General features: G+C 74.6%; 20 protein-coding genes and 1 tRNA gene. 12 read left to right on the top strand and 9 right to left on the bottom strand.

Features of this window, described 5'->3' with window-relative positions; genetic code table 11:
- Window positions 1–93 precede the first annotated feature (93 nt).
- Entirely contained in the window at window positions 94–1,122 is a 1,029-nt protein-coding gene (locus tag ACH4C6_RS08540; protein WP_398107758.1) for a LacI family DNA-binding transcriptional regulator, read from the top strand.
- Between the two features lie 65 nt (window positions 1,123–1,187).
- Window positions 1,188–1,799: a TMEM175 family protein gene (locus ACH4C6_RS08535; protein ID WP_398107757.1), complete on the top strand. Its 612-nt coding sequence runs from the start codon at window positions 1,188–1,190 to the stop codon at window positions 1,797–1,799.
- A 37-nt stretch (window positions 1,800–1,836) separates the two neighbouring features.
- Here ACH4C6_RS08535 and ACH4C6_RS08530 read toward each other — a convergent pair whose 3' ends face one another.
- A complete protein-coding gene (locus tag ACH4C6_RS08530; protein ID WP_398107756.1) occupies window positions 1,837–3,000 on the bottom strand; it encodes a Gfo/Idh/MocA family protein in 1,164 nt (387 codons plus the stop codon).
- Between the two features lie 111 nt (window positions 3,001–3,111).
- Here ACH4C6_RS08530 and ACH4C6_RS08525 point away from each other — a divergent pair, with 111 nt between their 5' ends.
- Window positions 3,112–4,143, top strand: coding sequence for a LacI family DNA-binding transcriptional regulator (locus ACH4C6_RS08525; protein ID WP_398107755.1), 1,032 nt, complete (start codon window positions 3,112–3,114; stop codon window positions 4,141–4,143).
- Here ACH4C6_RS08525 and ACH4C6_RS08520 read toward each other — a convergent pair.
- On the bottom strand, window positions 4,133–4,477 hold the full coding sequence (locus ACH4C6_RS08520; protein ID WP_398107754.1) for a cupin domain-containing protein: 345 nt from the start codon (window positions 4,475–4,477) through the stop codon (window positions 4,133–4,135). The two genes, ACH4C6_RS08525 and ACH4C6_RS08520, sit on opposite strands and share 11 nt — an antisense overlap.
- Before the next feature lie 258 nt (window positions 4,478–4,735).
- Between ACH4C6_RS08520 and ACH4C6_RS08515 the strand changes: the two genes are divergently transcribed.
- Entirely contained in the window at window positions 4,736–5,038 is a 303-nt protein-coding gene (locus ACH4C6_RS08515) for a hypothetical protein (RefSeq protein WP_398107753.1), read from the top strand.
- Between the two features lie 42 nt (window positions 5,039–5,080).
- Window positions 5,081–5,154, top strand: a tRNA-Pro gene (locus ACH4C6_RS08510).
- Between the two features lie 112 nt (window positions 5,155–5,266).
- Here ACH4C6_RS08510 and ACH4C6_RS08505 read toward each other — a convergent pair.
- Window positions 5,267–6,979, bottom strand: a complete 1,713-nt coding sequence (locus tag ACH4C6_RS08505; protein WP_398107752.1) for an FAD-dependent monooxygenase — start codon at window positions 6,977–6,979, stop codon at window positions 5,267–5,269.
- Window positions 6,980–7,394: 415 nt separating this feature from the next.
- On the opposite strand from ACH4C6_RS08505, the gene ACH4C6_RS08500 reads away from it, so the two are divergent.
- Window positions 7,395–9,107 carry a LuxR C-terminal-related transcriptional regulator gene (locus ACH4C6_RS08500; protein WP_398107751.1) on the top strand — a complete coding sequence of 571 codons (1,713 nt, stop codon included), beginning with the start codon at window positions 7,395–7,397 and terminating at the stop codon, window positions 9,105–9,107.
- 792 nt (window positions 9,108–9,899) lie between these two features.
- On the opposite strand, the gene ACH4C6_RS08495 is transcribed toward ACH4C6_RS08500, so the two are convergent.
- Window positions 9,900–12,506 (bottom strand): CHAT domain-containing protein, encoded by a 2,607-nt coding sequence (locus tag ACH4C6_RS08495; RefSeq protein ID WP_398107750.1) that lies wholly within the window; start codon window positions 12,504–12,506, stop codon window positions 9,900–9,902.
- Window positions 12,507–12,645: 139 nt separating this feature from the next.
- Between ACH4C6_RS08495 and ACH4C6_RS08490 the strand changes: the two genes are divergently transcribed.
- The 3 genes from ACH4C6_RS08490 to ACH4C6_RS08480 all read left to right on the top strand — a co-directional run bounded on the left by ACH4C6_RS08490 (window position 12,646) and on the right by ACH4C6_RS08480 (window position 15,211).
- Window positions 12,646–14,076, top strand: a complete 1,431-nt coding sequence (locus ACH4C6_RS08490; protein ID WP_398107749.1) for a S8/S53 family peptidase — start codon at window positions 12,646–12,648, stop codon at window positions 14,074–14,076.
- A gap of 74 nt (window positions 14,077–14,150) precedes the next feature.
- Complete coding sequence (locus ACH4C6_RS08485; protein WP_398107748.1) at window positions 14,151–14,726, top strand: RNA polymerase sigma factor; 576 nt, start codon at window positions 14,151–14,153, stop codon at window positions 14,724–14,726.
- Entirely contained in the window at window positions 14,723–15,211 is a 489-nt protein-coding gene (locus tag ACH4C6_RS08480; protein ID WP_398107747.1) for a hypothetical protein, read from the top strand. Before ACH4C6_RS08485 ends, ACH4C6_RS08480 begins: the two co-directional genes overlap by 4 nt.
- Window positions 15,212–15,244: 33 nt before the next feature.
- Here the strand turns inward: ACH4C6_RS08480 and ACH4C6_RS08475 are convergent, their stop codons facing one another.
- From ACH4C6_RS08475 to ACH4C6_RS08460, 4 genes are all read right to left on the bottom strand, one after another.
- A complete protein-coding gene (locus tag ACH4C6_RS08475; protein ID WP_398107746.1) occupies window positions 15,245–16,048 on the bottom strand; it encodes an N-formylglutamate amidohydrolase in 804 nt (267 codons plus the stop codon).
- A 135-nt stretch (window positions 16,049–16,183) separates the two neighbouring features.
- Window positions 16,184–18,403 (bottom strand): NADP-dependent isocitrate dehydrogenase, encoded by a 2,220-nt coding sequence (locus ACH4C6_RS08470; RefSeq protein WP_398107745.1) that lies wholly within the window; start codon window positions 18,401–18,403, stop codon window positions 16,184–16,186.
- A 296-nt stretch (window positions 18,404–18,699) separates the two neighbouring features.
- On the bottom strand, window positions 18,700–19,797 hold the full coding sequence (locus tag ACH4C6_RS08465; protein WP_398107744.1) for a mechanosensitive ion channel family protein: 1,098 nt from the start codon (window positions 19,795–19,797) through the stop codon (window positions 18,700–18,702).
- A 242-nt stretch (window positions 19,798–20,039) separates the two neighbouring features.
- Window positions 20,040–21,023, bottom strand: coding sequence for a YbhN family protein (locus ACH4C6_RS08460; protein ID WP_398107743.1), 984 nt, complete (start codon window positions 21,021–21,023; stop codon window positions 20,040–20,042).
- Between the two features lie 216 nt (window positions 21,024–21,239).
- Here ACH4C6_RS08460 and ACH4C6_RS08455 point away from each other — a divergent pair, with 216 nt between their 5' ends.
- Together ACH4C6_RS08455 and ACH4C6_RS08450 are read left to right on the top strand one after the other, a co-directional pair.
- Window positions 21,240–23,138: an ABC transporter ATP-binding protein gene (locus ACH4C6_RS08455; RefSeq protein ID WP_398107940.1), complete on the top strand. Its 1,899-nt coding sequence runs from the start codon at window positions 21,240–21,242 to the stop codon at window positions 23,136–23,138.
- Between the two features lie 148 nt (window positions 23,139–23,286).
- Window positions 23,287–23,988, top strand: coding sequence for a response regulator (locus tag ACH4C6_RS08450; RefSeq protein WP_398107939.1), 702 nt, complete (start codon window positions 23,287–23,289; stop codon window positions 23,986–23,988).
- A 26-nt stretch (window positions 23,989–24,014) separates the two neighbouring features.
- Here the strand turns inward: ACH4C6_RS08450 and ACH4C6_RS08445 are convergent, their stop codons facing one another.
- Window positions 24,015–24,962 carry a methionyl-tRNA formyltransferase gene (locus ACH4C6_RS08445; protein WP_398107742.1) on the bottom strand — a complete coding sequence of 316 codons (948 nt, stop codon included), beginning with the start codon at window positions 24,960–24,962 and terminating at the stop codon, window positions 24,015–24,017.
- A 255-nt stretch (window positions 24,963–25,217) separates the two neighbouring features.
- Here ACH4C6_RS08445 and ACH4C6_RS08440 point away from each other — a divergent pair, with 255 nt between their 5' ends.
- Complete coding sequence (locus ACH4C6_RS08440) at window positions 25,218–26,573, top strand: lysine N(6)-hydroxylase/L-ornithine N(5)-oxygenase family protein (RefSeq protein WP_398107741.1); 1,356 nt, start codon at window positions 25,218–25,220, stop codon at window positions 26,571–26,573.
- Window positions 26,574–26,706 lie beyond the last annotated feature (133 nt).

Below are 26,706 nucleotides of genomic sequence, written 5' to 3'. Positions count from 1 at the left end.
GTCACGGAGCGACGCAGCCCTGCCATTCTTGTCAGTACAAACCCCTCGAACAACCAGCAGCGAGCCATCAAAAACCCCTCAAGGAGCCGGCGCATGGGCCACCCCTTCCCGATCCGGGAGATCGCACGTCAGGCGGGACTGAGCGAAGCCACCGTCGACCGGGTCCTGAACGGCAGGGGAGGCGTGCGCGAGAGCACCGCGCGGGAGGTCCACCAGGCCATCGCCGACCTCGACCGGCAGCGCACCCAGGTCCGGCTGGTCGGCCGGACGTTCATGGTCGACATCGTCATGCAGGCCCCGGAACGCTTCACGACGGCGGTGCGTGCCGCACTGGAGGCCGAACTGCCGTCCCTGCACCCGGCGGTGCTGCGCTCGCGCTTCCACTTCCGCGAGACCGGCGCGGCGGACCTGGTGCGGATCCTCGACCGCATCGCCCGGCGCGGCTCGCAGGGCGTCGTCCTCAAGGCCCCGGACGTTCCCGAGGTCACCGCCGCGGTCGGGCGCCTCGAAGCCGCCGGAATCCCCGTGGTGACGCTGGTGACCGACCTGCCCGCCAGCGCCCGCCGCGCCTTCGTCGGCATCGACGACCGGGCGGCGGGCGCCACGGCCGCCTATCTGACGGGCCAGTGGCTGGGGGAGCGCCCCGGCAACGTCCTCACCAGCCTCAGCAGCGGGTTCTTCCGCAACGAGGAGGAGCGCGAGATGGGCTTCCGCAGCGTCATGCGCGCCCGCCACCCGGAACGCGCGCTGGTCGAGATCGCCGGGGGGCAGGGCCTGGACGCCACCCAGTACGACCTGGTGCGCGCCGCGCTGGAACGCGACCCGGACATCCGCGCGGTGTACTCCATCGGCGGCGGCAACATCGCCACGCTGCGGGCCTTCGACGACCTGGGCCGCGAGTGCGCCGTGTTCGTCGCACACGACCTCGACCACGACAACACCCGCCTGCTGCGCGAGCACCGCCTGTCCGCCGTGCTCCACCACGACCTGCGCCAGGACGTGCGCGAGGCGTGCCACACCGTCATGCGCGCGCACGGCGCCCTGCCGCCCGCGGGCCCCACGCTGCCGTCGGCGATCCAGGTGGTGACGCCGTACAACATGCCCGCGCAGGCGGCCGTGTGATCCGCCCGCCGGGCCCGGGCGTGGGTCCGGCTGAACACCGGGTGCGCGCCCTACCGTCGGGCACCATGTGGACCTCGCGCCCGGAGGGCGGCCCCGAGCGGCTGGTGACCCTGGTCGACGGCGTGTTCGCCATCGCCATCACGCTGCTCGTCCTGGACCTCTCCGTGCCCCGGGACCTCGATCCGGCCGCCTACCGTGCCGCCCTGCGCGACCTGCTGCCCGACATCGGTGCCTACGCGCTCAGCGTCGCGGTGCTGGGCAGCTTCTGGCGCGACCACCGCCGCATCTTCCAGGACGTCCGGGAGATCGACGGGCAGGTCATCGGCATCTCCATGGCCGGCCTCGGGGTCGCGGCCCTGGTCCCGTTCCCGACCAGACTGCTCGCCGAGTACGGGGCCCAGCCCGTGTCGGTGGCGATCTACTCCGGCGCGGTCGCCGCGCTCGCCGCCGCCCACCTGGCCGTCGCCGCCGTCCTGGCCAGGCGCCCCCGGCTGCGCCACGGCCGCGTCTCCGAGGCGGCCACCCCGCTCTACCTCCTCGACAGCGCCACGTCGGTGGTGGTCTTCACCGCCACGGTCCCGCTCGCCCTCGTGGCCGGCCCCCGGATCATGTGGGTGTGGCTGCTCCTCGTGCCGGTGAAGGTCTACCTGGGCCGCAGACTCCACACCCCGACCTGAGGTCGCGGGTGCGGTGAAGCGCATCCCCCGGCGGCGCTCACCGCGGCCCGGACACGTCCACCCACTCACCGCCGGCCGCCGACCGGGCCATCGCGTCCAGGGCGGCCGCACTGTGCACGGCGTCCCGCAGGGTCGCCCCGTACGGAGTGCCCTCGGCGACCGACCGCAGGAAGCGGTACGCCTCGACGACCTTCAGATCGTCGTAGCCCATGGCGTTCGCCGCCCCGGGCTGGAACGCGGCGAACTCCCCGTGCGCGGGGCCCGCGTACACCGTGGTGACGGACTGGTCCTGGTACGTCGTGCCGCGGCTGACACCCAGCTCGTTCATGCGCCGGAAGTCCCAGAAGACCGCCCCCTTCGTGCCGTGCACCTCGAAGCCGTAGTTGTTCTGCTCGCCGACCGAGACCCGGCAGGCCTCCAGCACGCCGCGCGCCCCGGAGGCGAAACGCAGCAGGCAGCTGACGTAGTCCTCGTTCTCCACCGGGCCCGGCTCCCCGCCCGCGGCCCGGCCGTGGCCCGCCGTCGCGCCGGTGGGCCGGGCCCGCTCGGGCAGGAAGATCGCCGTGTCGGCGGTGAGGGACGCGATGTCGCCGAGCAGGAAGCGCGCCAGGTCGACGCCGTGCGAGGCCAGGTCGCCCAGCACGCCGCTGCCCCCGCGCTGCCGCTCGTAGCGCCAGGTCAGCGCCCCCTCGGGGTGGGCGGCGTAGTCGCTGAACAGCCGCACGCGGACATGCGTGACCGTGCCCAGTTCCCCGGAGGCGATCAGCTCGCGGGCCGCCTCGACGGCGGGCGCGTTGCGGTAGTTGAAGCCCACCGCGCCCTGCACACCCGCCGCGGCGACCGCGTCCGCCACCGCGCGGGCGTCCGCGGCGGTCAGGCCCACCGGCTTCTCGATCCAGATGTGCTTGCCCGCCTCGGCCATGGCGACGCCGATCTCGCGGTGCAGGAAGTTCGGCGCGGTGATGCTCACCGCCCGCACCCGGGGGTCGGCGGCCACCTCACGCCAGTCACGGGTCGTCGAGGCGAAGCCGAACTGCGCGGCCGCCTCCTCCGCCCGGCCGGGCACCTCCTCGGCGACGGTCACCAGCTCGGGGGCGAGGGGCAGCTGCGGATAGTGGTGGCGCACCCGCGCGTACGCCTGGGTGTGCACCCGCCCCATCCAGCCGAATCCGATGACGGCGACGCCGAGCGTGTCCACCATGAGAGCCCCTCTTTGGACCGTTCCAGAACCTGTCCACGCCACCCTGGGCGGGCCCTGAGCAGCCTGTCAACCCTTTGACAAGCGCACGGCCCGCATGGAACGGTCCACAGCATGACGAGACCGCCGACCATCCGGGACGTCGCCGAGCGGGCCGGTGTCTCCAAGTCGCTGGTCTCCCTCGCGCTGCGCGGCTCCGACCAGGTCCGCCCCGAGAAGCGGGAAGCGGTCCTGCGGGCCGCCCGCGAGCTGGGCTACCGGCCCAACGCGGCCGCCCGCAGTCTGAGCGAACAGCGGACCCGCACCATCGGCGTCCTGCTGAACGACTTGCGCAACCCCTGGTTCGTCGACCTCCTGGACGGCCTGAACCCCCTGCTGCACGCGAACGGCCTGCGCATGCTGCTCGCCGACGCCCGTCTCAACCGCCGTGCCGGCCAGGACCCGGCCGACCCGCTGCTGGACCTGCGGGTCGACGGACTGGTCGTGGTCGGGACCCTGCCCGACCCGGCGGCGCTCGAGGAGGTGGCCGGGCGCATCCCGGTCGTCCTGGCCGGCTCCCGCGAGCCCGCGCCGCCGGGCGCCGACGTCGTGGCGGGCGACGACGAACAGGGCGCCCGGCTGGCCACCGAGCACCTGATCGGTCTCGGCCACCGCCGCATCGCGCACATCGCCGGGTACGGAGCGGTGGGCGGGCTGCGCAGCCGGAGCTTCGCGGCGACCATGCGCGGGCACGGCCTCGCGGACCTGGCGGTGGTGGAACCGGGCGACATGACCGAGGAGGGCGGCTACCGCGCCACCGTCCGGCTGCTCAGCCGCCCCGACCGGCCGACGGCCGTCCTTGCCGTCAACGACATCACCGCCGTCGGTGTGCTCTCGGCGGCCGAGGAACTGGGGCTCCGCGTCCCGCGCGACCTGTCCGTGGTGGGCTACGACAACACCAGCATCGCCCGGCTGCGGCACGTGTGGCTGACCACGGTCGACCACGCCGGCCACGAGGTCGGCCGCCGCGCGGCCCGCTGCCTGCTGGACCGCTTCGACGACCCCGCGGCCCCCGGCCGCGAGCAACTCGTCGCGCCCGCCCTGGAGATCAGGGGGACGACGGCTGCACCACCCGCGCTGACGGCGTCCCGCCCGCTCACAGGTTGATCGCGTACGCCTTGCGCAGGGTCTCGTGCACCGTCCACGTCGTCCGGTCGCCCTCGCGCAGCACGGCCATGTCACCGGGGCCGACCGTGAGCGTGGGCCCGCCCTCCACCTCGATCGTCGCCGACCCGCTGACCACCACGAACAGTTCGTCGGCCTCGGTGTCGGTGACCACGCCGGGCGTGATCTGCCAGATGCCCCGCACCTGCCGGCCGTCCTCCGACTCCCAGACCACCTTCCCGGTCACCTCGGGTTCCCCGGCCAGGATCTGCTCGGGCGCGAGGAGCTCGGGGACGAGCTCGGCGTCGGGGATGTGCAGTGCGAAGCTGTGCGTCATGCGGCGACCCTAGCCGCGGCCGGGCGGGCGGCGGCCTGGACAGAGTGTGGGGTGTCCACGGCGCGGGGCGGACACTCCGTCCCGTCCGGACCCGGAGGGTCGGGCGCGATGTCCGTCTCAACCCCTATGCGCTGGTCGGGAGTTCCCGCCGTTTGGCGTATTGTTTGCGGCATATGCCCCTGCGGTGCGGTTGCGGTCCGGGTGCGACCGCGCCCGTCGAACAGGGCGCACACGCACGGGAGAACGGGGGAGCAGGACGTGGACGAGACACGGCACCGGTCCGCCCGGCGCGCCGGGCCGGCGGGGGGCGCCGTCACGGCGCTCCTGGCCGTCGCGGCCTGTGCCGGGCACGCGACCAAGACGGGCCTGCCCTGGTGGGCCGTCCTCGCCGTCGTGGTCTCCACGGCCGGCCTGGCGGGCTGGACCGGGGCCCGTATCGGCCGCGGGCCCGCACCCCGGGACGAACTCTTCGGTTCCGGCGCCCACATGCCCGCCCCCGACCCGCTCCCTCCGCCCGCCCCCCTCCGCCGCGACACCGGGGCCCCGCTCCGTATGCGGTAGGGTTGACCTGCGCGATCACCCGTTCGTCCGGGTGGTGCGCATCGGGACGTGGCGCAGCTTGGTAGCGCACTTGACTGGGGGTCAAGGGGTCGCAGGTTCAAATCCTGTCGTCCCGACGTACAAGGCAGCAGGTCGGAGGCCGGCCGGAGCGATCCGGGCCGGCCTCCGGCGCGTTCGCGGCCCGCCCCGGCGCCCGTTCGGCGCCTCACCCGGCACTCTCCCCGGCCCTCAGCCGGCCCGCTTGCCGAACACCCGCTCCACCGCTTCCGCCAGAGCCGATCCCGGGCCCGGTGCGGCGGGCGGGGACTGCCGGGCGGCGAGGTAGCCGTCCGGGCGCACCAGGAAGGCCGCGGCGTCCCCGCCGTACTGCCGGGCGAAGTCGCCGTCGTCGTCCCGGAAGACCGGCAGCGCCCGACCGTCCCCGCCCTCCCCGTCCCCGGCCCCGTGTCCGTCCAGCTGCCCCCGGGCCGCCTCCGGGCCGTCCACGCCACGCCCGGCGACGACGAACGCCGGCACCCTGCCGCCGGTCAGCCGGTGGACCCCGGCGGCCGCCTCGCCGCACCCGTGGAGCGCCTCGGCACGGTCGGCGTAGAGGACGAGGACGTGCCCACGCTCGCGCAGCAGGTCGTACAGGCGCAGCGGTGTCACGGCCAGGCGCGCGGTCAGGCCGCGGCAGTCGGGAACCCGCTCGCCGGGCAGCGGCCCCGGCACCCCGGCACCGTCCGCGGCGGCCCCGTCCGGCACGACCAGGGGACTGTCCGGGTAGCCGACGAGCAACTGGGCCTCCCGCAGCAGGACCGTCGTCAGGTCGCCGGGTGCGGCCCGGACCCCGTCCCGCGCCGCGTTGCGCACGGTGCGCCCCACCACCTCCTCCCCGACGGGGTGGCGCTCGGCGTGATAGCCGGCCAGCAGTGGCGAAGGGGCGCCGCCGTCCAGCGCGAGGGCCAGTTTCCACGCCAGGTTGCAGGCGTCCTGGATGCCGGTGTTCATGCCCTGGGCCCCGGTCGGGGGGTGGATGTGTGCGGCGTCCCCGGCGACGAGGACCCGGCCGACGGCGTACCGGTCGACCAGGCGGTGGCTGATGCGGAAGACCGACGACCAGCGCAGCGCCGACACCGTCGTGGGCTCGGGCGACATCCGGTCGAGCACCGCCTGGACGTGCCCGAGTCCCGGCGCGCGTCCGCTCTCCAGCCCGTGCGCCACCGCGTCCGGCCCGCCCTCGGGGGCGGCGGACAGCTCCGGCGGCACCAGCATCGACATGCGGTAGCGGCGGTCCCCGGGCAGCGGGATGCAGACCAGCAGGTCGTCGATGCGGCCCTCGGGGTCGTGGTGGGAGGCCCGCACGCTGTAGCCCTGCGGCAGGCTCCAGTCGACCTCCACGTCGGCGAGCATGTACTCCTCGGGGAACCTGTCCCCCTCGAAGGCGAGACCCAGCTTCTTGCGGACCGTGCTGTGCGCCCCGTCGCAGCCGATCAGGAACCGCGACCGCACCTCCTGCTCCTCGCCCGACGCCGTGACCAGGCGGCTGACCACCCCGTCCGCGTCCTGGGCGAAGTCCACCAGCTCGGTCTCCCGCTCGATCCCCGTGCCGAAGCGGGCCAGGTGCTCCTCCAGGATCCGTTCGGTCTCGTACTGCGGCAGCGCCGCGAACGCGTAGGGAACCTCGGGCGGAAGCCGCAGCTCGAGGCGGTCCTGCTCCACGCCGTCGGAGTACGTCACCTGCCCCCGCATCGGCACGGCGGCCTCCAGCACGGCACGCACCAGGCCCATCCGGTCCCACATCTCCAGGGTGCGCGGCTGCACACCGACCGCCTTCGCGTACGGCAGCCGGGCCGGCAGCCGGTCGACGAGGCGGCAGGTGACGCCCTGCCGCCGCAGTTCCCCGGCGGCGGTCAGCCCGACCGGTCCGGCGCCCACGATCAGCACGTCTGTGTCCACCACGGAGGTCTCCCGCCGAGAGCCCCCCTGCAGCTCCGCCTCCATCGTCCACCGCCCGGGGGCAGCCTGCGAGTCGGACGCCCCGGGCCCCGGACACGGCGCGGCCGGGTACGTCACTCACCCCCATGGGTGACGTACCCGGCCGTTCCCCCGGCGCCGGACCATGGCTCGGGTGCCGCGTGGCGGTGTCGTGCCCTGAACACACGCCACCGCCGTCCGCCGGGAACCCGGACGGAGTGCGGACGGACGCCGGCGGGGCGACGCCGAGGCAGTGGGGTCCCCCGTCGCCCCGCTCCCCGAGGAGCCCGCCGGCGACGCCGACGGTGCCCCATCCTGCCCGCCGCTCCGGCCGGGCACATGAGTCGGGATCTGCTCAACTCGCCCTGTATCAAACGTGAGCAGTCGCGCTCATGAGGATGTGACGACCTATGAGAAGGACACGACGACGCCGGTGCCGCCCTGGCCGTTCACCGCGCGGGAGGACGAACTGGACCTGGTGCGGCGGTCCCTGACCGGCGACCGGCGCGGGATCGTGGTGACGGGCCCGGCGGGCTGCGGGAAGACCCGCCTGCTCGCCGAGGCGGTCCGTGGCGGCGGCTGCGTACGGGCGGCCGGTACGCCCGAGAGCCGGGCGATGCCCTTCGCCGCGTTCGCCCATGTGCTGCCCGAGGCGGTCACCCTGCCCCGCGCGGTCCACCTGCTGTCCGGGGCGGGCACCGTGGTCGTCGACGACGCGCATCTGCTCGACGACGCCTCGGCCGCCCTCGTCCACCAGCTCGCCGTGCACGGCCGCGCCCGCCTGCTGGTGGCCGCCCCGGACGGCTCCGCGACGCCGGGGGCGATCACCCGGCTGTGGACCGGGGAACTCCTGCCGCGGCTGGCGCTGGAGCCACTGCCGGACGAGGAGACCGCCCGGCTCCTCACGGCGGGCGCCGGCCCTCTCGACCCGCTGACCGCCGGGCGGCTGCTGCGGCTCGGCCGGGGCGACCTGCGGTTGCTGCGCGAACTGCTGCACGCCGTGGGGCCCTTGCTCGCCGCCGGTCCGGACAGCGGCGAGCGCGGCTGGCGGGGGCCGGTCCCGCTGACCGCGGCCGTCCGGGCGTACGCCGCCCCCGTCCTCGGCCACGACTGCCCGCGCGAACGCGAGACCCTCGACCGCCTCGCCTTCGGCGAGCCCCTGGAACCCACCGTGGACGGCCTCGACCTCGCCGCCCTCGAAGCCCTCGAGTCCGACGGGGTGATCGAGGTCGGGCCGCGGGGCGGCGTCCGCTTCACCCACCCCCTCCACGGCCCCGTCCTGCGGGCGGCGGCGGGCAGGCTCCGGGCGCGCAGGCTGTCGCCCGGCCCGGAGGCGTACGCCGCCGCCCTCGACGCCGAGGCGTCCGCACTGGCCCGCCGGATCGACGGGGACGACGTCACGGCGATGCCCACCCCCGTGGGCGACTTCCTGGTCACCGAGGGCGGGCCCGTGCCGGGGGCGTACGCCGCCGTACGGGCCCGGTTCGCCCGGCTGCGGGGGGAGCCGAGGACCGCGGCCGCCTGGGCCGGGGAGGGGCTGCGGGCCGACCCGGGGGACGTGACCTGCCGGGACGAACTCGACCGCGCCACCGGGCTCGGGTCCCCCCGCCCCACGCTCCGCGAGCCCTACGACGCGGTCCGGCTCGGCACTCCCGGGGAGGCGGCCGGCCGCCGGCTGAGAGGTGTGTTCGCCCGGCACGCCGACGCACTCGCCCGTGCCGACGGTCCCGCCCTGGACGCGGCGGCGGAGGAACTGGCCGAGCGGGGCTTCATCCTGTTCGCCGCCGAGGCGTACGCCCAGGCGGTCGCGGTGCACCGCGATCCGCGCGCCGCCCGGCACGCCCGGACCCGGGCCGTCGCCCTGGCCCGGCGCTGCCAGGACGCCCGGACACCCGCGCTGTCCGGACTGGCCCTCGGTGAACTCACCGCCCGGCAGCGGCAGATCGTGACCCTCGCCGCGGCGGGGCTGAGCAACCGCCAGATCGCCGAACGCCTGACCCTGTCGATCCGCACCGTCGGCAACCACCTGTACGGCGCCTACACCCGCCTCGGCGCCGTCGACCGCACGGCCCTGCCGCGCCTGGCGGAACCCTTGGAGGCACAACCGGCCTGAACACCCCCACCCGGCGTCCCGCCCACCCACCCACCGACCGGCGGTCTGACCCGCGCAGGGGACGGGTCAGGCCGCCCGTACTGCGGGGGTTGAGCCGGGGGCCCGGAGTCCGCCCCGGTTCGGCCACGCAGGCCCGGGTCTTGTCGGTCCCGGGGGTCGGTCGACCCGCGCCGTGCGGTCCGGTCGTTCTGCCGACCGGCGGCCGGGAGTTCGGCCCGGGGCCTGGGTACGGCGTTGTTTCGGGCGTCGCCGTCCCGTCGGTCTTCCGGGGCCGGTCGGCCCGCTTCTGTGGCCCGGCCGTCCGCCGACGGGCGGTCTGACCCGCGCAGGGGACGGGCCAGGCCGCCCGTGCTGCGGGAGTTGAGCCGGGGGGCCGGAGTCCGCCCCGGCTCGGCCGCGCAGGCTCGGGTCTTGTCGGTCTCCGGGGGCCGGTTGGCCCGCGCCTGCGGTTCGGTCGTCCGCCGACCGAGGGCCGGGAGTGCGGCCCGGGGCCGGGTACGGCCCGGGTCGGCCTTGGGTCGGGTTCGCGAGCTCGTGTTGTGTCGGAGTTCGCCGTCCCGTCGGTCCCCGGGGGGCCGGTCGGTCCGCGCCTGGGGTCCCGGGGGGGCGGCCCCCCCCCCCCCCCGGGGGGGGGGGGGGGGGGGCGGGCCCCCCCCCCCCCCCCCCCGCCGGGGGGGGGGGCGCCCCCCCCCCCCCCCGGGCCGGGAGCTCCATCCCGGGGCCCGGTGTGTGCGGGGGCGCCCGTAACCATGGCCGCTCACCGACCAGGTGGCCCGACCCGCAAGGGACGGGTCAGGCCGCGCCGAAGGCCGAGAAGGCCCAGCCCGTGGCCTGGTGCAGGGCGTCGCCGGGCAGGGCGGCTCGGGCGTCGCGGAGTGCCTCCGCCAGGGACAGCCCGGAGTCCAGGCCCTTGTGCAGCGCGAGCATCAGCGGCACGACCGCGGCGTCGTTCACGGGGGCGCTGCACGCCACCACCCCCGCCGTGCCGAGCGGCAGCAACGCCGTGACCAGGCCCAGCAGTTCGTCCGCCCCGACCGACGCGAGGCGCGCGGTGTCGCAGCAGGACAGGATGATCCGGTACGGGCTGCGGTCCAGCCGCTCGAAGTCGTGCACGACGATCGGGCCGTCGGCCATCCGCAACGAGGAGAAGAGCGGACTGTCCGCGCGGAACGTGCCGTGCGCGGCGATGTGCGCCAGCCCCGCCCCGTCCAGCTCGCGAAGCACCCGCGACACCCGCGCGCCGCCGCCCTCCAGGACCGTCGCCCCGCCGTACCGCCCGGCCAGCTCCGTCACCTCCGCGCCCGCGCCGGCCAGACCCGGGCCGCGGACCAGTACGGCCCGGCCGTCCGCCGGCGGCGCGGTGTCCCGGGCCCGCAGCCAACTCGCCGCCGACGGCGAGACGCTGAGCACCCGCTCCCGCAGCGACGGCAGCAGCGCCCACGGCACCCGGTGCAGCCGCCCCGGCGGCACGATCACCACCGGCCCGCGGCCCAGCTGTGCCGCCGCCGGGCCCAGCAGCAGGTCCTCCAGCCGCCGCCCCGCCGCCTCCACCACCGGCAGCCGGGCGTCCGCCCCCGGGTGGGCCAGCCGCCGCAGCCCCGCCTGCACGTGCTCGGCCTCCCTCTCCGCCTCGGCGGGCGACCCCGCCTCGAACCTCCGCACCCGGCCCCGCCCGCACAGCAGCACCTGCACGCGTCCGTCGAGCACGGCCAGCTCGACCAGCAGCACCTCGTCGCCCAGCCGCTCCAGGAGCCGCTCCACGTCGAACCGGTTCCCCTCGCCCGGTGCCGCACCCCGGATGTGCAGGGTGCGGGAGCGGATCTCCCGCTCCAGGCGCCGCTGTTCGCGCTCCAGCGCCACCACCGGCCGGCCCTCCATCCGGGCGGCCTCCGCGCGCGCCGCGATCTCCCGGAACGCCGTCATGCCGCTCAGCAGCACGGGGTCGGCGGGCGGTCGGGTCGGCGGGGCCGCCAGCACGGTGGCCCGCCAGCGCTCGCTCCACACGAGCAGCCGCCGCGGCCCGCCGGAGACCAGACTGGCCCGCTGCGCCAGCGCGGCCAGCTCGGCGCCCTGTGCGGTGGCCCGGGCCCGCAGCTCCGAGGCGCCCAGCGTCGTCCGGTGGTCGTCGAGGACGTCCAGACCGCGCCGGCACGCCTCCAGCACCCCCCGCGCCGACCCGGCCGCCCGCGCCCGCAGCGCCTGCGCGGACCAGCCCGTCAGCCGCGCCAGCGGCGGGCCGCTGTGCCGGCTGCGCGCGGCCAGCGCCAGGTGCCGCTCGGCGTCGGCCGTCCACCCCAGGTCCAGGGCGATCCGGCCCGCGAGCAGCGAGGCCTCCGGCGCCGCGGGAGCGCCGAAGGCCGCCAGCCGCTGCGCCAGCGCCGCCGCGTCCGCGACGAGCCGGCCCGAACCGCGCCCGGCCGCGTGCCGCGCCTCGGTCAGCACCAACCGGGCGTGCGTCTCCCACCAGGTGCGCCGCTGTCTCGCGAACAGCCGGACCGCGACGGCGGCGCGGGCGATCGCCGTCTGCGGGTCCCCGGCCAGCCGGGCGGCCCGCGCGGCGACCAGGAGCAGCTCCGCCTTGCGGGTGGACTGCCCGCCGATGCCGTCGAGCCGGCCGATCGCCGTGTCCGCCTCGGCCAGCGCCTCGGGTGCCAGCCCGGCCGCCATCAGCACCTCGCAGCGCCGGATGACCAGCATGAACGTCGGTGTGCCGAGCCGGGCGTAGCGCTCCTGGGCCTCGTCCAGCAGCCGCAGGGCCGCCGGCACGTCCCCGGAACGGAACGCGGCCAGCCCGCGGCTCTCCACCGCGTCCGCCTTGTCGTGCTCCTGCCCGGTGGTCTCCCACAGCGCCTCGGCCGCGGTGAAGTCCGCCTCGGCCCGCTCCACCGCGCCGAGCGCCAGGTGCACCGTCGCCCGCAGGGTCAGCGCCCGTGCCGTCCAGATCACGTCCCGCGCCTGCCGCAGCACGGGCACGGCCCGGCGCACGTCCTCCAGCGCCTCACGGTGGTGCCCGAGCACCCACCACACGTACGCCCGCCGGAACAGCACCCGCGCCCGGGTGTGCCCGGTGCCCCGCGCCACCCCCCGCTCGAACGCGGCCAGCCCGTCCCGGGTGCGCCCCGCGTGGACCAGGGCCACGCCCAGGGTGGCCAGCACATCCGCCTCCCGGTCGGCCGAGCCGGCGCGCGCGGCGCACGCCCGGGCCCGCCGCAGGTGGCCGATCGCGAGCCGCAGATCGCCGAAGTCCCGCTGCCAGATGCCGATCACCTGGTGGGCGACGGACGCCTCCAGCGGGCCCGGACCGGTGTCCAGCAGCGCCCGCGCCTTCGCCAGGGCCTCGCCCGGGTCGGCGAACACCAGGGGCAGCAGCTCCGCAACCGACTCGCTTCCCGCCGTCACTCCTCGGATGGTAGTGGCCGCAGGCCCGCGCCCCACAGGGCGGCGGTGTATCAAGAAGGCGCACGGCGGCTCCAGTCGAAGAGAATCGATGCCCGCTCCGCGGCACCGACCGACGCCGTCGCCCCCCGAGAGGACCCGCATGGCACCTCAGCGCTTCCACGAGCAGTTCGACCAGATCCAGCGCTCGATGCCGGACGTCCCCCTGGCGATGGGACCGGACGATGCGGCGGAGTTCATGTACGAGAAGGGCGTCGTCCTCGTCCGCGACGGCGAGGAGGCCCGGGTCGTCGAGGACGCCGTGCGGGCCCACTTCACGGCGGCACCCGATCTCGACCAGGAGCAGGTGCGCCGGGCCGGGCCGCTCACCAACCGCAGCGGCATCACCCGGATCCGCGTCGGCGACCCGGGCGAGGGCGGCCGGGACGCCGACCGCGCGGTCGTCCACGCCCTGCGCTCGGTACGGGAACACGAGTCCCGGGCGGGACGCCGGATGGCCGCCCGCAACCACGTGGTGCACATCGCGGTCAACGCCTGCCCCGGCGACGAACCGGTCCCCGCCCCGCTCAGCGAGCCGCCCAACCCGGCCGCCGCGGGCACCCCCCACGACCCGGCCACCGCCGTCGGCGTCCTCGTCGTCGACACCGGCCTGATGCACGACCACCGCTCCTGCGGCCTGCTCGCCCACACCGTCGGTGACGCCCAGGTCCGCGAGCGCGACGAGCGGGGGATCCTCCAGCAGTACGTGGGGCACGGCACGTTCATCGCCGGGCTGGTCGCCGCCGTCGCGCCCAACACCGACATCACCGTGCGCGGCAGCCTCGACGACGCCGGTGCCGTGCTGGAGTCGGAGTTCGGGGACAAGCTGTTCGAGGCCGTCGACGCGAGCGGCTGGCCCGACATCCTCAGTCTGTCCGCGGGCACCTCCAACGGCCGCACCGACGGCCTGCTCGGCGTCGAGAACTTCATGCGGGAACTGCGCGACCAGCGCACCCTGCTGGTCGCCGCCGCCGGCAACAACGGCAGCGGCAACCCCTTCTGGCCCGCCGCCTACGCCGGCCTGCCCGGCTGGGAGGACTGCGTGCTGTCGGTCGGCGCCCTGCGCAGCGACGGCGAGGGCGGCGCCTGTTTCACCAACCACGGCCCCTGGGTGAAGGTCTACGCCCCCGGCGAGCGCCTCACCGCCCCCCTCACCGGCTTCGACTCGCCCGTCCCGTACGTGTACCAGCACTCCACGTACGACGCGTGCCGCTACGGCTCCGGCTACGGCTGCACCTGCCAGACCCCCGGTCACAGCGGGGTGCTGAGCGACGAGGGCGCGGCGGCCAAGCCGGACCAGGTGATGTTCGAGGGCTACGCGCAGTGGAGCGGCACCTCCTTCGCCACCCCCGTCACCGCGGGCCTCGTCGCCGCCCGCATGACCGCGCACGAGGAGCGCGACCCGCGGGCCGCCCGACGGGACCTGCTCGCCTCCGACGCCGGGTCGGCGCAGGTGCGCGGGGCGGCCGTCGCGGCCCTGCGTCCGCCGACCTGGCGCCCGGTCCCGGTCCTGCAGCCGGCCCCGGGACGGTGAGGACCACCGCGCGGACCGGAACAGCCCCCTCCACGGCGTACGATGACGTGCCGTACTCGAGGGGTGGGGCTGCCGTGGACCGTACTGATGCCGGCGCGCTCGTCCAGGCCGCGGCCGAGGGCGACGCGGCTGCCTGGAAGGCGCTCGTGGAGGGGCTCGGCCCCCTGGTCTGGTCCGTCGTCCGGGCCCACCGGCTCTCCGACGCCGACGCCCACGAGGTCTACCAGACCACCTGGTTCCGCTTCGCCCAGCACCTCGGGCGGATCCGTGAACCCGGCAAGGCGGGCGCCTGGCTGGCCAGTACCGCGCGCCACGAGTGCCTCAAGGTGATCAGGAGCGCGCAGCGGCTGACCCTGACCGACGATCCGGGCCTGCTGGACCGGCCCAGCGAGGACGGGACGCCGGAGCAGTCGCTGCTCGACGCCGAGGAGGCCGCCGAGCAGAGCGAGCGGGTGCGCAGCCTGTGGCGGGAGTTCGAGCAACTGGGCGAGCGGTGCAGGCAGTTGCTGCGCGTGCTGATGGCGACACCGCCGCCGAGCTACCAGGACGTGTCCGCCGCGCTCGGGATCGCGGTGGGCAGCATCGGACCGCTGCGCCAGCGCTGTCTGCGGCGCCTGCGGGCCCGGCTCGAGGCACGGGGGGCGGCATGAGCGGCATGCGGGACGACGACCTCTTCGGCGAGGAGGACTTCGACGACCGGGAGTTCGACGACGAGCTGCTGGAGGAGGAGCTGCGGCAGGCCGCCGCCGTGCTCGACCCCGTGCCGTCGGAACTGCACCAGATCGCCCTGGACGCCTACGCGTTGCACGACCCCGGCGCGCGGGTGGCCGAGCTCACCTTCGACTCGCTGGTCGACGCACTCCCGGTGCGGGGGGTCACCGACGCGCCCCGCATGCTGACCTTCCAGGCGGGCGAGGTGAGCGTCGACGTCGAGGTCGGCGCGCACGGCCTGATGGGGCAGGTGCTGCCGCCGCAGCCGGCGCGCGTGGAGGTCCTGGGCGGACCCCGGCCGGGCACCCCGCTGACCGCCGACGACCTCGGGCGTTTCTCGGGCGGCCCGCCGCCGTCCGGCCCCTTCGCCCTGCGGTTGCGGACGGGCGGGGACGTGGTGGTGACGGAGTGGCTGCGGGCCTGACGGGCGCGCCCGCCGGCCGGCGTCCGAACCGCCTCAGCCGGTGGCGGCCGGGCCGGACACGGCGTCGGTGAGCCGGGCCAGCGCGCCCGCGAGCCGGTCCAGTCCGGGTCCGGCGGGGCCGCCCGGCTCGCTCATGTAGGTGTCGCGGCGGATCTCCACCATCAGCGCGCTCACCTCGGGCCGGGTCCCGTGGAACTCCAGGGGCACATAGGTCCCGCTGAACGGGCTGTCGAGCCCGGTCTCGCCGAACGCCCGCCGGGCGGCGTCCAAGAGCGCCGCCGGGGTGTGGAAGGGATCGGTGCCGAGGCAGACGGGCGGGCGGGGCCCCTCTCCGTGCAGCTCGTAGGGGAGCGGCCGGCTCGGGTACGAGTGCACGTCGATGATCACGGCCCGGCCGCAGGCCGCCAGCCGGTCCGCCACGGCGTTTGCCATGGCCCGCGCGTACGGCAGGAAGTACCGCTCGATGAGCGGCCCGGTGTCGGCGCCCGGGGGCCGCAGCGCCGCACCGTGCGTGGTGCGCGTGTACACCGCGCCCATGCCGACGGCCAGCATCTCCTCCCGCTCGTCGGGGAACCGCTCCGGGTCGACGACCAGTCGCGACAGGCGGTTCACGAACCGCCACGGCGTGACGCCGGCCAGCCCGGCCGCCCTCTCGGCGATCCGGTCGGTGTGCGCGTCCGTGATGTGGTCCAGCTCGCGCGCCAGTTCCTCGTCGCCGAGCGCGATACCGGCCCGTACGGCGGGCGGGACGGCGCGGGCGGCGTGCGGCACATGGAGGATCACCGGGGAGGCGGCGGCCCCCGGCAGCAGGGCGAAGGACGGCGCGGTGTCGGTCACGGGGCGGCTCCGGGGCGGGGTGTCGTCCGTCGTGCGGCGTGCCCGTCGTACCGGGCGCGGCCGCGCACAGGGCTCCGCCCCGGCCGGGGCGGAGCGCGGCCGGGGCGGAGCGGGTGGACCGGTCGGTCCTGGGCGTCAGCTCAGCGACGCCAGGGCCTCGTTCCACGTGGTGGACGGGCGCATGGCCTCGGCGGCCTTCGCCGCATCCGGCTGGTAGTAGCCGCCGATGTCGACGGGCTTGCCCTGGGCGGAGACCAGCTCGTCGACGATCTTCTGCTCGTTCTCGGCGAGCGTCTCGGCCAGCGGCGCGAACGCCTTCGCCAGGTCGGCGTCCTCGGTCTGCCGCGCCAGCTCCTGCGCCCAGTACAGGGACAGGTAGAAGTGGCTGCCGCGGTTGTCGATGCCGCCGACGCGGCGGGTCGGGGACTTGTCCTCGTTGAGGAAGGTCGCCGTGGCGCGGTCCAGGGTGTCGGCCAGCACCTGGGCGCGGGCGTTGCCCGTCACCTTGGCGTACTGCTCGAAGGAGGGCACCAGGGCGAAGAACTCGCCGAGGGAGTCCCAGCGCAGGTAGTTCTCCTTGACCAGCTGCTGCACGTGCTTCGGGGCGGAGCCGCCCGCGCCCGTCTCGAACAGGCCGCCGCCCGCCATCAGCGGGACGACCGACAGCATCTTGGCGCTGGTGCCCAGCTCCAGGATCGGGAACAGGTCGGTCAGGTAGTCGCGCAGCACGTTGCCGGTGACGGAGATGGTGTTCTCACCGCGGCGGATGCGCTCCACGGACAGCTTCGTCGCCTCGACCGGGTTGAGGATCCGGATGTCCAGGCCCTCGGTGTCGTGCTCCGCCAGGTACGTGTTGACCTTGGCGATCAGGTTGGCGTCGTGCGCGCGGGTCTCGTCCAGCCAGAACACCGCCGGGTCGCCGGTGGCGCGGGCGCGGGTGACGGCCAGCTTCACCCAGTCCTTGATCGGCGCGTCCTTGGTCTGGCAGGCGCGGAAGATGTCGCCGGCCGAGACGGCCTGCTCGATGAGCGCGGTGCCGTCGGCGTCGACCAGGCGGACCGTGCCGGTGACCGGGATCTCGAAGGTCTTGTCGTGGCTGCCGTACTCCTCGGCCTTCTGCGCCATGAGGCCGACGTTCGGGACCGTGCCCATGGTGGACGGGTCGAAGGCGCCGTTGGCGCGGCAGTCGTCGATCACGGCCTGGTAGACGCCCGCGTAGGAGGAGTCGGGGATGACCGCCAGGGCGTCGTGCTCCTGCCCGTCCGGGCCCCACATGTGGCCGGAGGTGCGGATCATGGCCGGCATGGACGCGTCGATGATGACGTCCGAGGGCACGTGCAGGTTGGTGATGCCCTTGTCGGAGTCGACCATCGCCAGCTCCGGGCCCTCGGCGAGCTCGGCGTCGAAGGAGGCCTTGATCTCGGCGCCCTCCGGCAGGGCCTCCAGGCCCTTGTAGATGCCGCCCAGGCCGTCGTTGGGGCTCAGGCCGGCCGCGGCCAGCTTCTCGCCGTACTGCGCGAAGGTCTTCGGGAAGAAGGCACGCACCACGTGGCCGAAGACGATGGGGTCGGAGACCTTCATCATCGTGGCCTTCAGGTGCACCGAGTACAGGATGCCCTCGGCCTTGGCGCGGGCGACCTGCGCGGTCAGGAACTCGCGCAGGGCGGCGACGCGCATCACGGAGGCGTCGACGACCTCACCGGCGAGGACGGGTACGGACTCGCGCAGCACCGTGGTGGAGCCGTCGTCGCCGACGAGCTCGATGCGCAGCGTGCCGTCCTCGGCGATCACCACGGACTTCTCGGTGGAGCGGAAGTCGTTCTCGCCCATGGTCGCCACGTTCGTCCTGGACTCGGAGGTCCAGGCGCCCATGCGGTGCGGGTGGGACTTGGCGTAGTTCTTGACCGAGGCGGGGGCGCGGCGGTCCGAGTTGCCCTCACGCAGGACCGGGTTCACGGCGGAACCCTTGACCTTGTCGTAGCGGGCGCGGATCTCGCGCTCCTCGTCGCTCTTGGGGTCGTCCGGGTAGTCCGGCAGCGCGTAGCCCTGGCCCTGCAGCTCGGCGATCGCGGCCTTGAGCTGCGGGATGGACGCCGAGATGTTCGGCAGCTTGATGATGTTGGCGGCGGGCGTCTTGGCCAGCTCGCCCAGCTCCGCCAGGGCGTCCGGGATGCGCTGGTCCTCGGCCAGGTACTCCGGGAAGACGGCGATGATGCGCCCGGCCAGCGAGATGTCGCGGGTCTCCACCGGGACACCCGCCTGCGAGGCGTACGCCCGGACCACCGGCAGGAAGGAATACGTCGCCAGGGCGGGGGCCTCGTCAGTGTGCGTATAGATGATGGTCGAGTCAGTCACCGGGTGCTCCGCTCCACGTCTGCAACATTGCTCGACATCAAGATATCTCGTGATCGACCCGGTCTCGACAGGGGTCCGCGCCCAGTTTCCCGCCATCCGGCCCGCCGCCTGCGAAGGCCCAGGTCGGCGCGGGGCCGGGCGCCCCGGCCCGCGGACGGCGATGCGGGGCCGGTGCGCCGCCGTCCGGCCCGACGCCCACGGCCCCGGAGCCGGTGCGGGTGACGGCGGGCGACCGGCCGGACGCGGAGCGCGTCCGCTCCCGGCCGTAACCCGGGCGCCCCGGCCCGCGGACGGGCTCAGTCGAAGCCGGCGACCGGCAGCGCGCCCGGCTCGATCGCGCCGGTGCGCTGTTGCGGGATGACCACCGCGCCCTGCTGGAGTGCCACGGTCCGGGCCGGGGCGGGGATGCGGATGCCCTCCGCCCGGTAGCGCCGGTGCAGCCGCTTGATGAACTCGTGCTTGATCCGGTACTGGTCGCTGAACTCGCCCACGCCCAGGATCACCGTGAAGCCGATGCGGGAGTCGCCGAAGGTGTGGAACCGGATGATCGGCTCGTGGTCCGGCACGGCCCCCTCGACCTCGGCCATGGTCTCGGCGACGACCTCGTTGGTCACCCGCTCCACGTGCTCCAGGTCGCTGTCGTAGGCAACCCCGACCTGGACCAGGATGGTCAGCTGCTCCTCGGGGCGCATGAAGTTCGTCATGTTCGCCTTGGCGAGCTGGCCGTTGGGGATCACGACGAGGTTGTTGGACAGGTTCCGGACGGTGGTCTGCCGCCAGTTGATGTCCTCGACGTAGCCCTCCTCGCCGCTGCTGAGCCGGATGTAGTCGCCGGGCTGGACGGTCCTGGAGGCGAGGATGTGGATGCCTGCGAACAGGTTGGCCAGGGTGTCCTGAAGGGCCAGCGCCACCGCGAGGCCACCGACGCCGAGGGCGGTGAGCAGGGGCGCTATGGAGATGCCCAGGGTCTGGAGCACCACCAGGAAGCCGATCGCCAGGACCAGGATCCGGGTGATGTTCACGAAGATCGTGGCCGAACCGGCGACCCCCGACCGGGACTGGGTGACCGAGCGCACCAACCCGGTCACCACCCGGGCCGCCGACACCGTCGCGACGAAGATCAGCAGCACGGTGAGCACCTGGTTGGTGGTGTGCTGCACCGCCCGGGTCAACGGGAGCACCGCCGCCGCGCCCGCCACGCCGCCGACCACCGCGGCCCACGGCACCACGGCCCGCAGCGCGTGCACGATGACATCGTCCCCGCTCCAGCGGGTCCGGTCCGCGTGCCCGCCCAGCCAGCGCAGCAGCACCCGCAGCGCGAACGCCGCCAGCAGGCCCGAGGCCAGGGCGATGCCCGCGAACAGCAGATCGTCCAGGGTGAGGGCCCGGTTCACCGCTCACCTCCGGGGAGGCGAAGCGCCGCGAACGCCGTCCGCGGCGGTCGGATGTGAAGTGTCGTCACGTCGTCACCTGCTCGTTCTGCGTGATGTCCGATGGTGTCCGGCCACCCGGCCCGGCGGTCGGCACGGTCGTTCATCCTGCCGCATCCCGCACGGGGTTCCGTACCGCGGACCGGGGTGAGCGGAGGGTGACCCGGGGCACATGACGCACCGTCACGCACGCCGGAGGCGCCGGGTCAGATCACCTTCGTCCGCACCAGCGCCGCCAGCGTCAGCGCCCCGGGCACCAGCGGCAGCCACACGGTGACGACCCGGAAGGCCAGCACCACGGCCGTGGCCACCGCGGCCGGGCCGCCCGCCGCCACCAGCGCCATGACCAGCGCCGCCTCCACCGACCCGATCCCGCCCGGGGTCGGCACCAGCGCCACCGCGACCGTCGCCGCCAGATAGGCCACCGCCATGTGGCCGGCCGGCACGTCCAGCCCCAACGCCCGTCCCACCAGCACCAGTACGGACGCCTGCAACGCCGGGAACGCGAGCGCGCCGCCCCACAGCGCCAGCGCCCGCGCCGGGCGGGTGTGCACCCGGCGCGCCTCACCGAGCGCCGTGCGCAGGAAGGACACCAGCGCCGCACGCAGCCGCCGCACCAGGCCGAGGACCAGCACGGCGATCACCAGCACCGCGCCCGCCCCCGCCAGCAGCGGCCCGAACGCCGCCTCCGGGACGAGCGCGCCCAGCCGCAACGCACCGGGGAACGCCAGGAGCAGAGCGCCCAGCAGGGCCACCCGGCCGACGCTCTCCGCCAGCAGGTACAGCGCGAGGGCGGCCGAGGAGCGGGCCAGCGGCAGCCCGCACACCGACAGGAAGCGCAGGTTGACCGCGCTCGCGCCCAGCCCGGTCGGCAGCATGTGGTTGGCGGCGCCGGCCGCGAACTGCGTGGCCAGCAGCCGCCGTCGGGGGAGGCGCTCGACGACCGCGCCCTGCCGGGTGCAGGAGGCGGCGACCCAGGTCAGACAGGTCGCCCCGGTCGCGGCCAGCAGCCACGGCCACTCGGCGGTGCGCAGGTGCGCGAAGCCCTCGGCGAGCACCGAGCGGTGCCGCACCGCGACCACGGTGACCGCCAGCAGCGGCAGCAGGCACAGGAGTTGCCGCACGCGGCGGGCCGGGACGCGACGGGGGAGCCGGGCCGGCCGGACGTCGGGAAGCCGAACCGCTGTCACATCGGACGAGGCTTCCCACCCCGCGCCAACGGCGGGTTGCGGAAGCGGAGCCTGCGGATGGCGCGCGGGAAGCGGCTGCGTGGGAAGCGTCATCGGGACCTTTGCGCGGTGGGTCGGGGAAGAGGGGGATCGGGCCGATTGTGCGGGATGTCGGGGCTGTTGCGCGAGCTCCTTGACCTCAACGCCGCTTGAGGTCCTACGTTCCCACCCATGAGCATGGAGACCACGGCGTGGACGCAGCTGTACAGCGTCATGAACGCCCAGCAGGAGCGCCGCCCCTTCGCCCTGGCGACACTGCGCCGCGTCGGCGCCTTCGCCCGTCCGCACCGGCGCCGGATCGTCCTGTTCGTCCTGCTGGGCGTGGGCACCGCGCTGCTCGCGGTGGCCACGCCGGTGCTGGCCGGCAGTGTCGTGGACACCATCGTGTCGGACGGCGACGAGGCGGCCGTCGTACGCCTGGCCCTGCTCATCGCGGTGATCGCGGTCGCCGAGGCGGTGCTGGGCGTCCTCGGGCGCAGGCTCTCGGCGACGCTCGGGGAGCACCTCATCCTGGATCTGCGCACGGCCGTCTTCGACCACGTGCAGCGCATGCCGGTGGCGTTCTTCACACGCACTCGTACGGGCGCCCTGGTCTCCCGTCTCAACAACGACGTCATCGGCGCCCAGCGCGCGTTCAGCAACACCCTGTCCGGAGTGGTCAGCAACCTCGTCACCCTCCTGCTCACGCTGGCCGTGATGCTGACCCTCTCCTGGCAGATCACCCTGCTCGCGCTGGTGCTGCTGCCGGTGTTCGTGCTTCCGGCACGCCGCATGGGCAGCCGTATGGCCCGGATGCAGCGGGAGGCGGCCACGCTGAACGCGGCGATGGGGACCCGCATGACCGAGCGGTTCTCCGCACCCGGCGCCACCCTCGTCAAGCTCTTCGGACGGCCCGAGGAGGAGTCCCGGGAGTTCGCCGAACGCGCCCGCCTGGTGGCGGACGTCGGGGTGCGCACGGCCACGGCCCAGGCGGCGTTCATCACCGCCCTCACCCTCGTCTCCGCCCTCGCCCTGGCCCTGGTCTACGGCCTCGGCGGCTACCTGGCCCTGCGCGGCACCCTGGAGCCCGGTGCGGTCGTCGCGCTGGCGCTGCTGCTGACGCGGCTGTACGCACCGCTGACCGCGCTCGCCGGGGCACGGGTCGAGGTGATGAGCGCCCTGGTCAGCTTCGAGCGGGTCTTCGAGGTGCTCGACCTGAAGCCGCTCATCGAGGACCGGCCCGGCGCCCGTCCGGTGCCCGAGGGGCCCGTGGCGGTCGAGTTCGACGACGTGCGCTTCGGCTACCCGGCCGCCGGCAAGGTCTCCCTGGCCTCCCTCGAGGAGGTCGCCGCCCTGGACGAGCGGGGCGGCGAACAGGTGCTGCGCGGTGTCTCGTTCCGTGCGGAGGCCGGCCGGACCGTGGCGCTCGTGGGGTCCTCCGGCGCCGGCAAGTCCACCATCGCCCAGCTGCTGCCGCGCCTGTACGACGCCGACGGGGGAGCGGTGCGCATCGGCGGCGTCGACGTCCGGGACCTGTCGACGCGGTCCCTGCGCGAGACCGTGGGCATGGTCACCCAGGACGGGCACCTCTTCCACGACACCGTCCGCGCCAACCTCCTGCTGGCCCGGCCCGGGGCCGGCGAGGACGAGCTGTGGGACGCCCTGCGCCGGGCCCGGCTGGAGGAGCTCGTGCGGTCCCTGCCCGACGGACTGGACACCGTCGTGGGAGAGCGCGGATACCGCCTGTCCGGCGGGGAGCGGCAGCGCATGACCATCGCCCGGCTGCTGCTGGCCCGCCAGCGCGTCGTCATCCTGGACGAGGCCACCGCCCACCTCGACAACACCTCCGAGGCCGCCGTGCAGGAGGCCCTCGCCGAGGCCCTCGCCGGCCGAACGGCGGTCGTGATCGCCCACCGCCTGTCCACGGTCCGCTCCGCCGACCGGATCCTCGTCGTCGAGGCCGGGCGGATCGTGGAGCAGGGCACCCACGAGGAACTGCTCGCCGCGCAGGGGCGGTACGCCGAGCTGTACCGCACCCAGTTCGAAGGCGCGCGCCCCGCCCCCGCGCAGGACCCGGAACAGCCCGCCGTCGTCTAGGCCCCCGGCCCTGCCGGGCCTCCTGACACCTCACTTCCGATTTCCGCTGGTGGGCGTCATGATGGGACGACTCGGCAACGGCGCCGCCTGCACCGGACGCACGGCCGTCGGCCACCTCACCGGCACGGAGGCGAAAAGGAGCGGCGCCATGGGCGCGGACGGCGACAAGCCGGGGACCATCGACGTGCTCGTGGTCGACGACGACTTCATGGTGGCCCGGGTCCACCGCCGGTACGTCGAACGCGTCGAGCCGTTCCGCGTCGTCGGCGAGGCCCACAGCGGCGGCCAGGCCATCGAGGCCGTCGGGGCGCTGCGCCCCGACCTCGTCCTGCTCGATCTGTACCTGCCCGACCTGTTCGGTCTCGACGTCATCCCCCGGCTGCGCACCGCCGGGCACGACTGCGACGTCATGGTCATCAGCGCGGCGCAGGAGGCGGAGACGGTGCGCGGCGCGGTGCGCCGGGGAGTGGTGGACTACCTGCTGAAACCCTTCGGGTTCACGGACCTGCGCTCCCGCCTGGAGCGCTACGCCACCCAGCGGGGCAGGCTGCTGAGCACGGTCGTCCGGGGCCAGGCGGACGTGGACCGCGTCCTGGCCGGCGCGTTCGCACCGGCACCGGCCCCCACCCTGCCCAAGGGCATGAGCGTGGAGACCGCCGGGCTGGTGGAGCGCGCCCTGCGCGACGCGGACGGCTCCCTGTCCGCCACCGAGTGCGCGGCCCTCACCGGCCTCTCCCGGGTGAGCGCCCGCCGCTACCTGGAGTACTTCCACAGCATCGCGAGCGCGGACGTGACGCTGCGCTACGGAGCCACCGGACGGCCCGAACGCCGGTACGCCTGGCGGGCCTGAGCGGCGGGGCCGTCCGGCCGGGCGGGTCAGGGGCGGTCGGTGAGGTAGCCGCCCATGGAGGTGAAGTACTCGGCCGCGGGCAGTTCCCGGCCGTCCGCGGTGCGCACCCGGGTGAGGGCCAGGCCGTGGTTGCGCCCGGTGCGGGCGTCGGCCCCGGCGACGATCACCACGCCGTCGCCCTCGCGGTAGAAGATGCGGCCGGGGGTGCCGCCGTAGCGGCCCTCGGACACGAACGAGGCCAGGACGTCCAGGCGCCGGCCCCGGTGGAAGGTGTAGGCGCTCGGGTACGGCTCGGACTGGGCGCGCACCAGACGCTCCAGGTCCTCCGCGGGCCAGGACCAGTCGATGCGGCCGTCCTCGTCGGAGCGCTTGTGGAAGAAGGACGCCTGCGAGCGGTCCTGCGGGGTGAACTCCGTCCGCCCGGAGGCGATCAGGGCGAGGGCGCCGATGGTGACCGGGGCGATGAGGTCGACCGTCTTGTGGAACAGGTCCGTCGCCGTGTCCGCCGGGCCGACCGGCACGGCTTCCTGCCGGACGATGTCACCCGCGTCCAGTTCGTCGTTCATCATGTGCGCGGTGACGCCCACTTCGGACTCGCCGTTGATCAGGGCCCAGATCAGGGGCGAGAAGCCGGCGTACTTCGGCAGCAGCGAGTCGTGCACGTTCAACGTGCCGTGGCGCGGCAGGGCGAAGATGCGCGGCGGGATCCACGTACGCCAGTTGTTGGCCACGATGACGTCCGGATCGGCCGCCTTCAGGCGGGCGAACAGCTCCTCGTCGTCGGGGCGGTTGCGGATGAGCACCGGGACGCCGTGTTCCTCGGCGAGGTCGGCGACGGAGTCGCTCCAGATCTTCTCGTAGGCGTGCTCGCTCTTGGGGTGGGTGACGACCAGCACGACGTCGTGCTCGGACTCCAGGAGGGCTTGCAGGGTGCGGTGGCCCCAGGTCTGGTAACCGAACATGACGACCCGCATGGGGTTCCTCCTCAGGTGCAGGGCGATGGCCGAGGCAAGTAAAGCAAGGCTTGCCTTAGTTCACAACGGGGCCTCCGGTGCCAGGAGTTGGCGAAGCGTCAGGTGACGGGCTGTCTGTTTTGTCCTGTCGACACGTCCTGACGGTTTAGCTTAGGCTCACCTAAGTTTTACGAGGGGTGCCGGTCTCCAACCGGCATGCCCGTCTCCCGTTCCCTCCCCACCCGACACGCGGCTGCCCCGCACGATGGGAGTGACATGTCGCAGGTTCCTCCTGATGACGCACCACCGGTCCACGACCTCATCGGAATCGGCTTCGGCCCGTCCAACGTGGCCATGGCTATCGCACTCCGCGAGCACAACGCACACGTCGGCGGGCAGGAGGCGGTCACCGCTCGCTTCTTCGAGCAGCAGCCCCGCTTCGGCTGGCACCGCGGCATGCTCATCGACGACGCCACCATGCAGGTCTCCTTCCTCAAGGACCTGGTGACGCTGCGCAACCCGGCCAGCGAGTACAGCTTCCTGTGCTACCTGCAGAGCCGGGGCCGGCTGATCGACTTCATCAACCACAAGAACCTGTTCCCGCTGCGCGTGGAGTTCCACGACTACTTCGAGTGGGCGGCGTCCCGGGTCGACGACATGGTCTCCTACGGCCACGAGGTCGTCGGGGTCGCGCCCGTCGGCCGGGACGGCGTCGTGGAGCACCTGGAGGTGACCGTCCGCTCCGGCGGCGGCCTGGAGGTCCACCGGGCCCGCAACCTCGTCATCGGCACCGGGCTGCGCCCCCTGCTGCCGGACGGCGTCGAGCGCGGCGACCGCGTCTGGCACAACTCCGAACTGCTCGCCAAGGTAGACGAGTTGGCGGGCACTTCACCCACACGCTTCGTCGTCGTCGGCGCCGGGCAGAGCGCCGCCGAGAACGTCGCCTACCTGCACCGCCGCTTCCCCGGCGCCGAGGTCTGCGCGGTGTTCTCGCGCTACGGCTACAGCCCCGCCGACGACAGCGCCTTCGCCAACCGCATCTTCGACCCGCAGGCGGTCGACGAGTACTTCGCGGCCCCGGAGGACGTCAAACGCCGCCTGATGGACTACCACGGCAACACCAACTACTCCGTGGTGGACATCGACCTCATCGACGACCTCTACCGGCAGGCGTACCAGGAGAAGGTGCTCGGAGCCGAACGGCTGCGCTTCCTCAACGTCTCCCGGCTCACCGGCGTCAAGGAGTCGCCCTCCGGGGTCCGGTGCACGGTGCAGTCCCTGGTCAGCGGGGAGGAGACCGACCTCGACGCGGACGTCGTGGTCCTGGCCACCGGTTACGCCCCGGCCGACCCCACCGGCCTCCTCGGCGAGGTCGCCGACCGCTGCCTGCGCGACGACGAGGGACGGGTCCGCGTCGAGCGGGACTACCGCATCGCCACCGATCCCGCCCTGCGGTGCGGCATCTACCTCCAGGGTGGCACGGAGCACACGCACGGCATCACCTCCTCCCTGCTGTCCAACACGGCCGTCAGGGTGGGCGAGATCCTCGACTCCCTCCTGGGCCGCGGGCCCGGATCCGAAGCCGGCCCGATGCGGACCCTCACCGACGGCACGGGCAGCACCGCCCGCTGACGGGCGGCGCAGACGGGCCACCCCGCCCGAGCGACTTAGGCTTGCCTCACTTCACGCCAGGGTGCCGCCCGCCCTCGAACCGAGGGCGCGGCGTACCGGACACGAGAGCAAAGGGACGTCGATGCTCCTGCAC

Source organism: Streptomyces sp. NPDC017943 (genome assembly GCF_044328425.1).
Classification (GTDB): Bacteria; Actinomycetota; Actinomycetes; order Streptomycetales; family Streptomycetaceae; genus Streptomyces; species Streptomyces djakartensis_A.
This window is presented reverse-complemented; position numbering and strand designations above follow the sequence as displayed.

Coding starts and splice junctions, on each gene's coding strand:
- ACH4C6_RS08450 (WP_398107939.1), top strand. CDS start 23,287: ATGGGCGCGGACGGCGACAAGCCGGGGACCATCGACGTGCTCGTGGTC.
- ACH4C6_RS08440 (WP_398107741.1), top strand. CDS start 25,218: ATGTCGCAGGTTCCTCCTGATGACGCACCACCGGTCCACGACCTCATC.
- ACH4C6_RS08455 (WP_398107940.1), top strand. CDS start 21,240: ATGGAGACCACGGCGTGGACGCAGCTGTACAGCGTCATGAACGCCCAG.
- ACH4C6_RS08525 (WP_398107755.1), top strand. CDS start 3,112: ATGACGAGACCGCCGACCATCCGGGACGTCGCCGAGCGGGCCGGTGTC.
- ACH4C6_RS08490 (WP_398107749.1), top strand. CDS start 12,646: ATGGCACCTCAGCGCTTCCACGAGCAGTTCGACCAGATCCAGCGCTCG.
- ACH4C6_RS08530 (WP_398107756.1), bottom strand. CDS start 3,000: ATGGTGGACACGCTCGGCGTCGCCGTCATCGGATTCGGCTGGATGGGG.
- ACH4C6_RS08445 (WP_398107742.1), bottom strand. CDS start 24,962: ATGCGGGTCGTCATGTTCGGTTACCAGACCTGGGGCCACCGCACCCTG.
- ACH4C6_RS08520 (WP_398107754.1), bottom strand. CDS start 4,477: ATGACGCACAGCTTCGCACTGCACATCCCCGACGCCGAGCTCGTCCCC.
- ACH4C6_RS08540 (WP_398107758.1), top strand. CDS start 94: ATGGGCCACCCCTTCCCGATCCGGGAGATCGCACGTCAGGCGGGACTG.
- ACH4C6_RS08535 (WP_398107757.1), top strand. CDS start 1,188: ATGTGGACCTCGCGCCCGGAGGGCGGCCCCGAGCGGCTGGTGACCCTG.
- ACH4C6_RS08480 (WP_398107747.1), top strand. CDS start 14,723: ATGAGCGGCATGCGGGACGACGACCTCTTCGGCGAGGAGGACTTCGAC.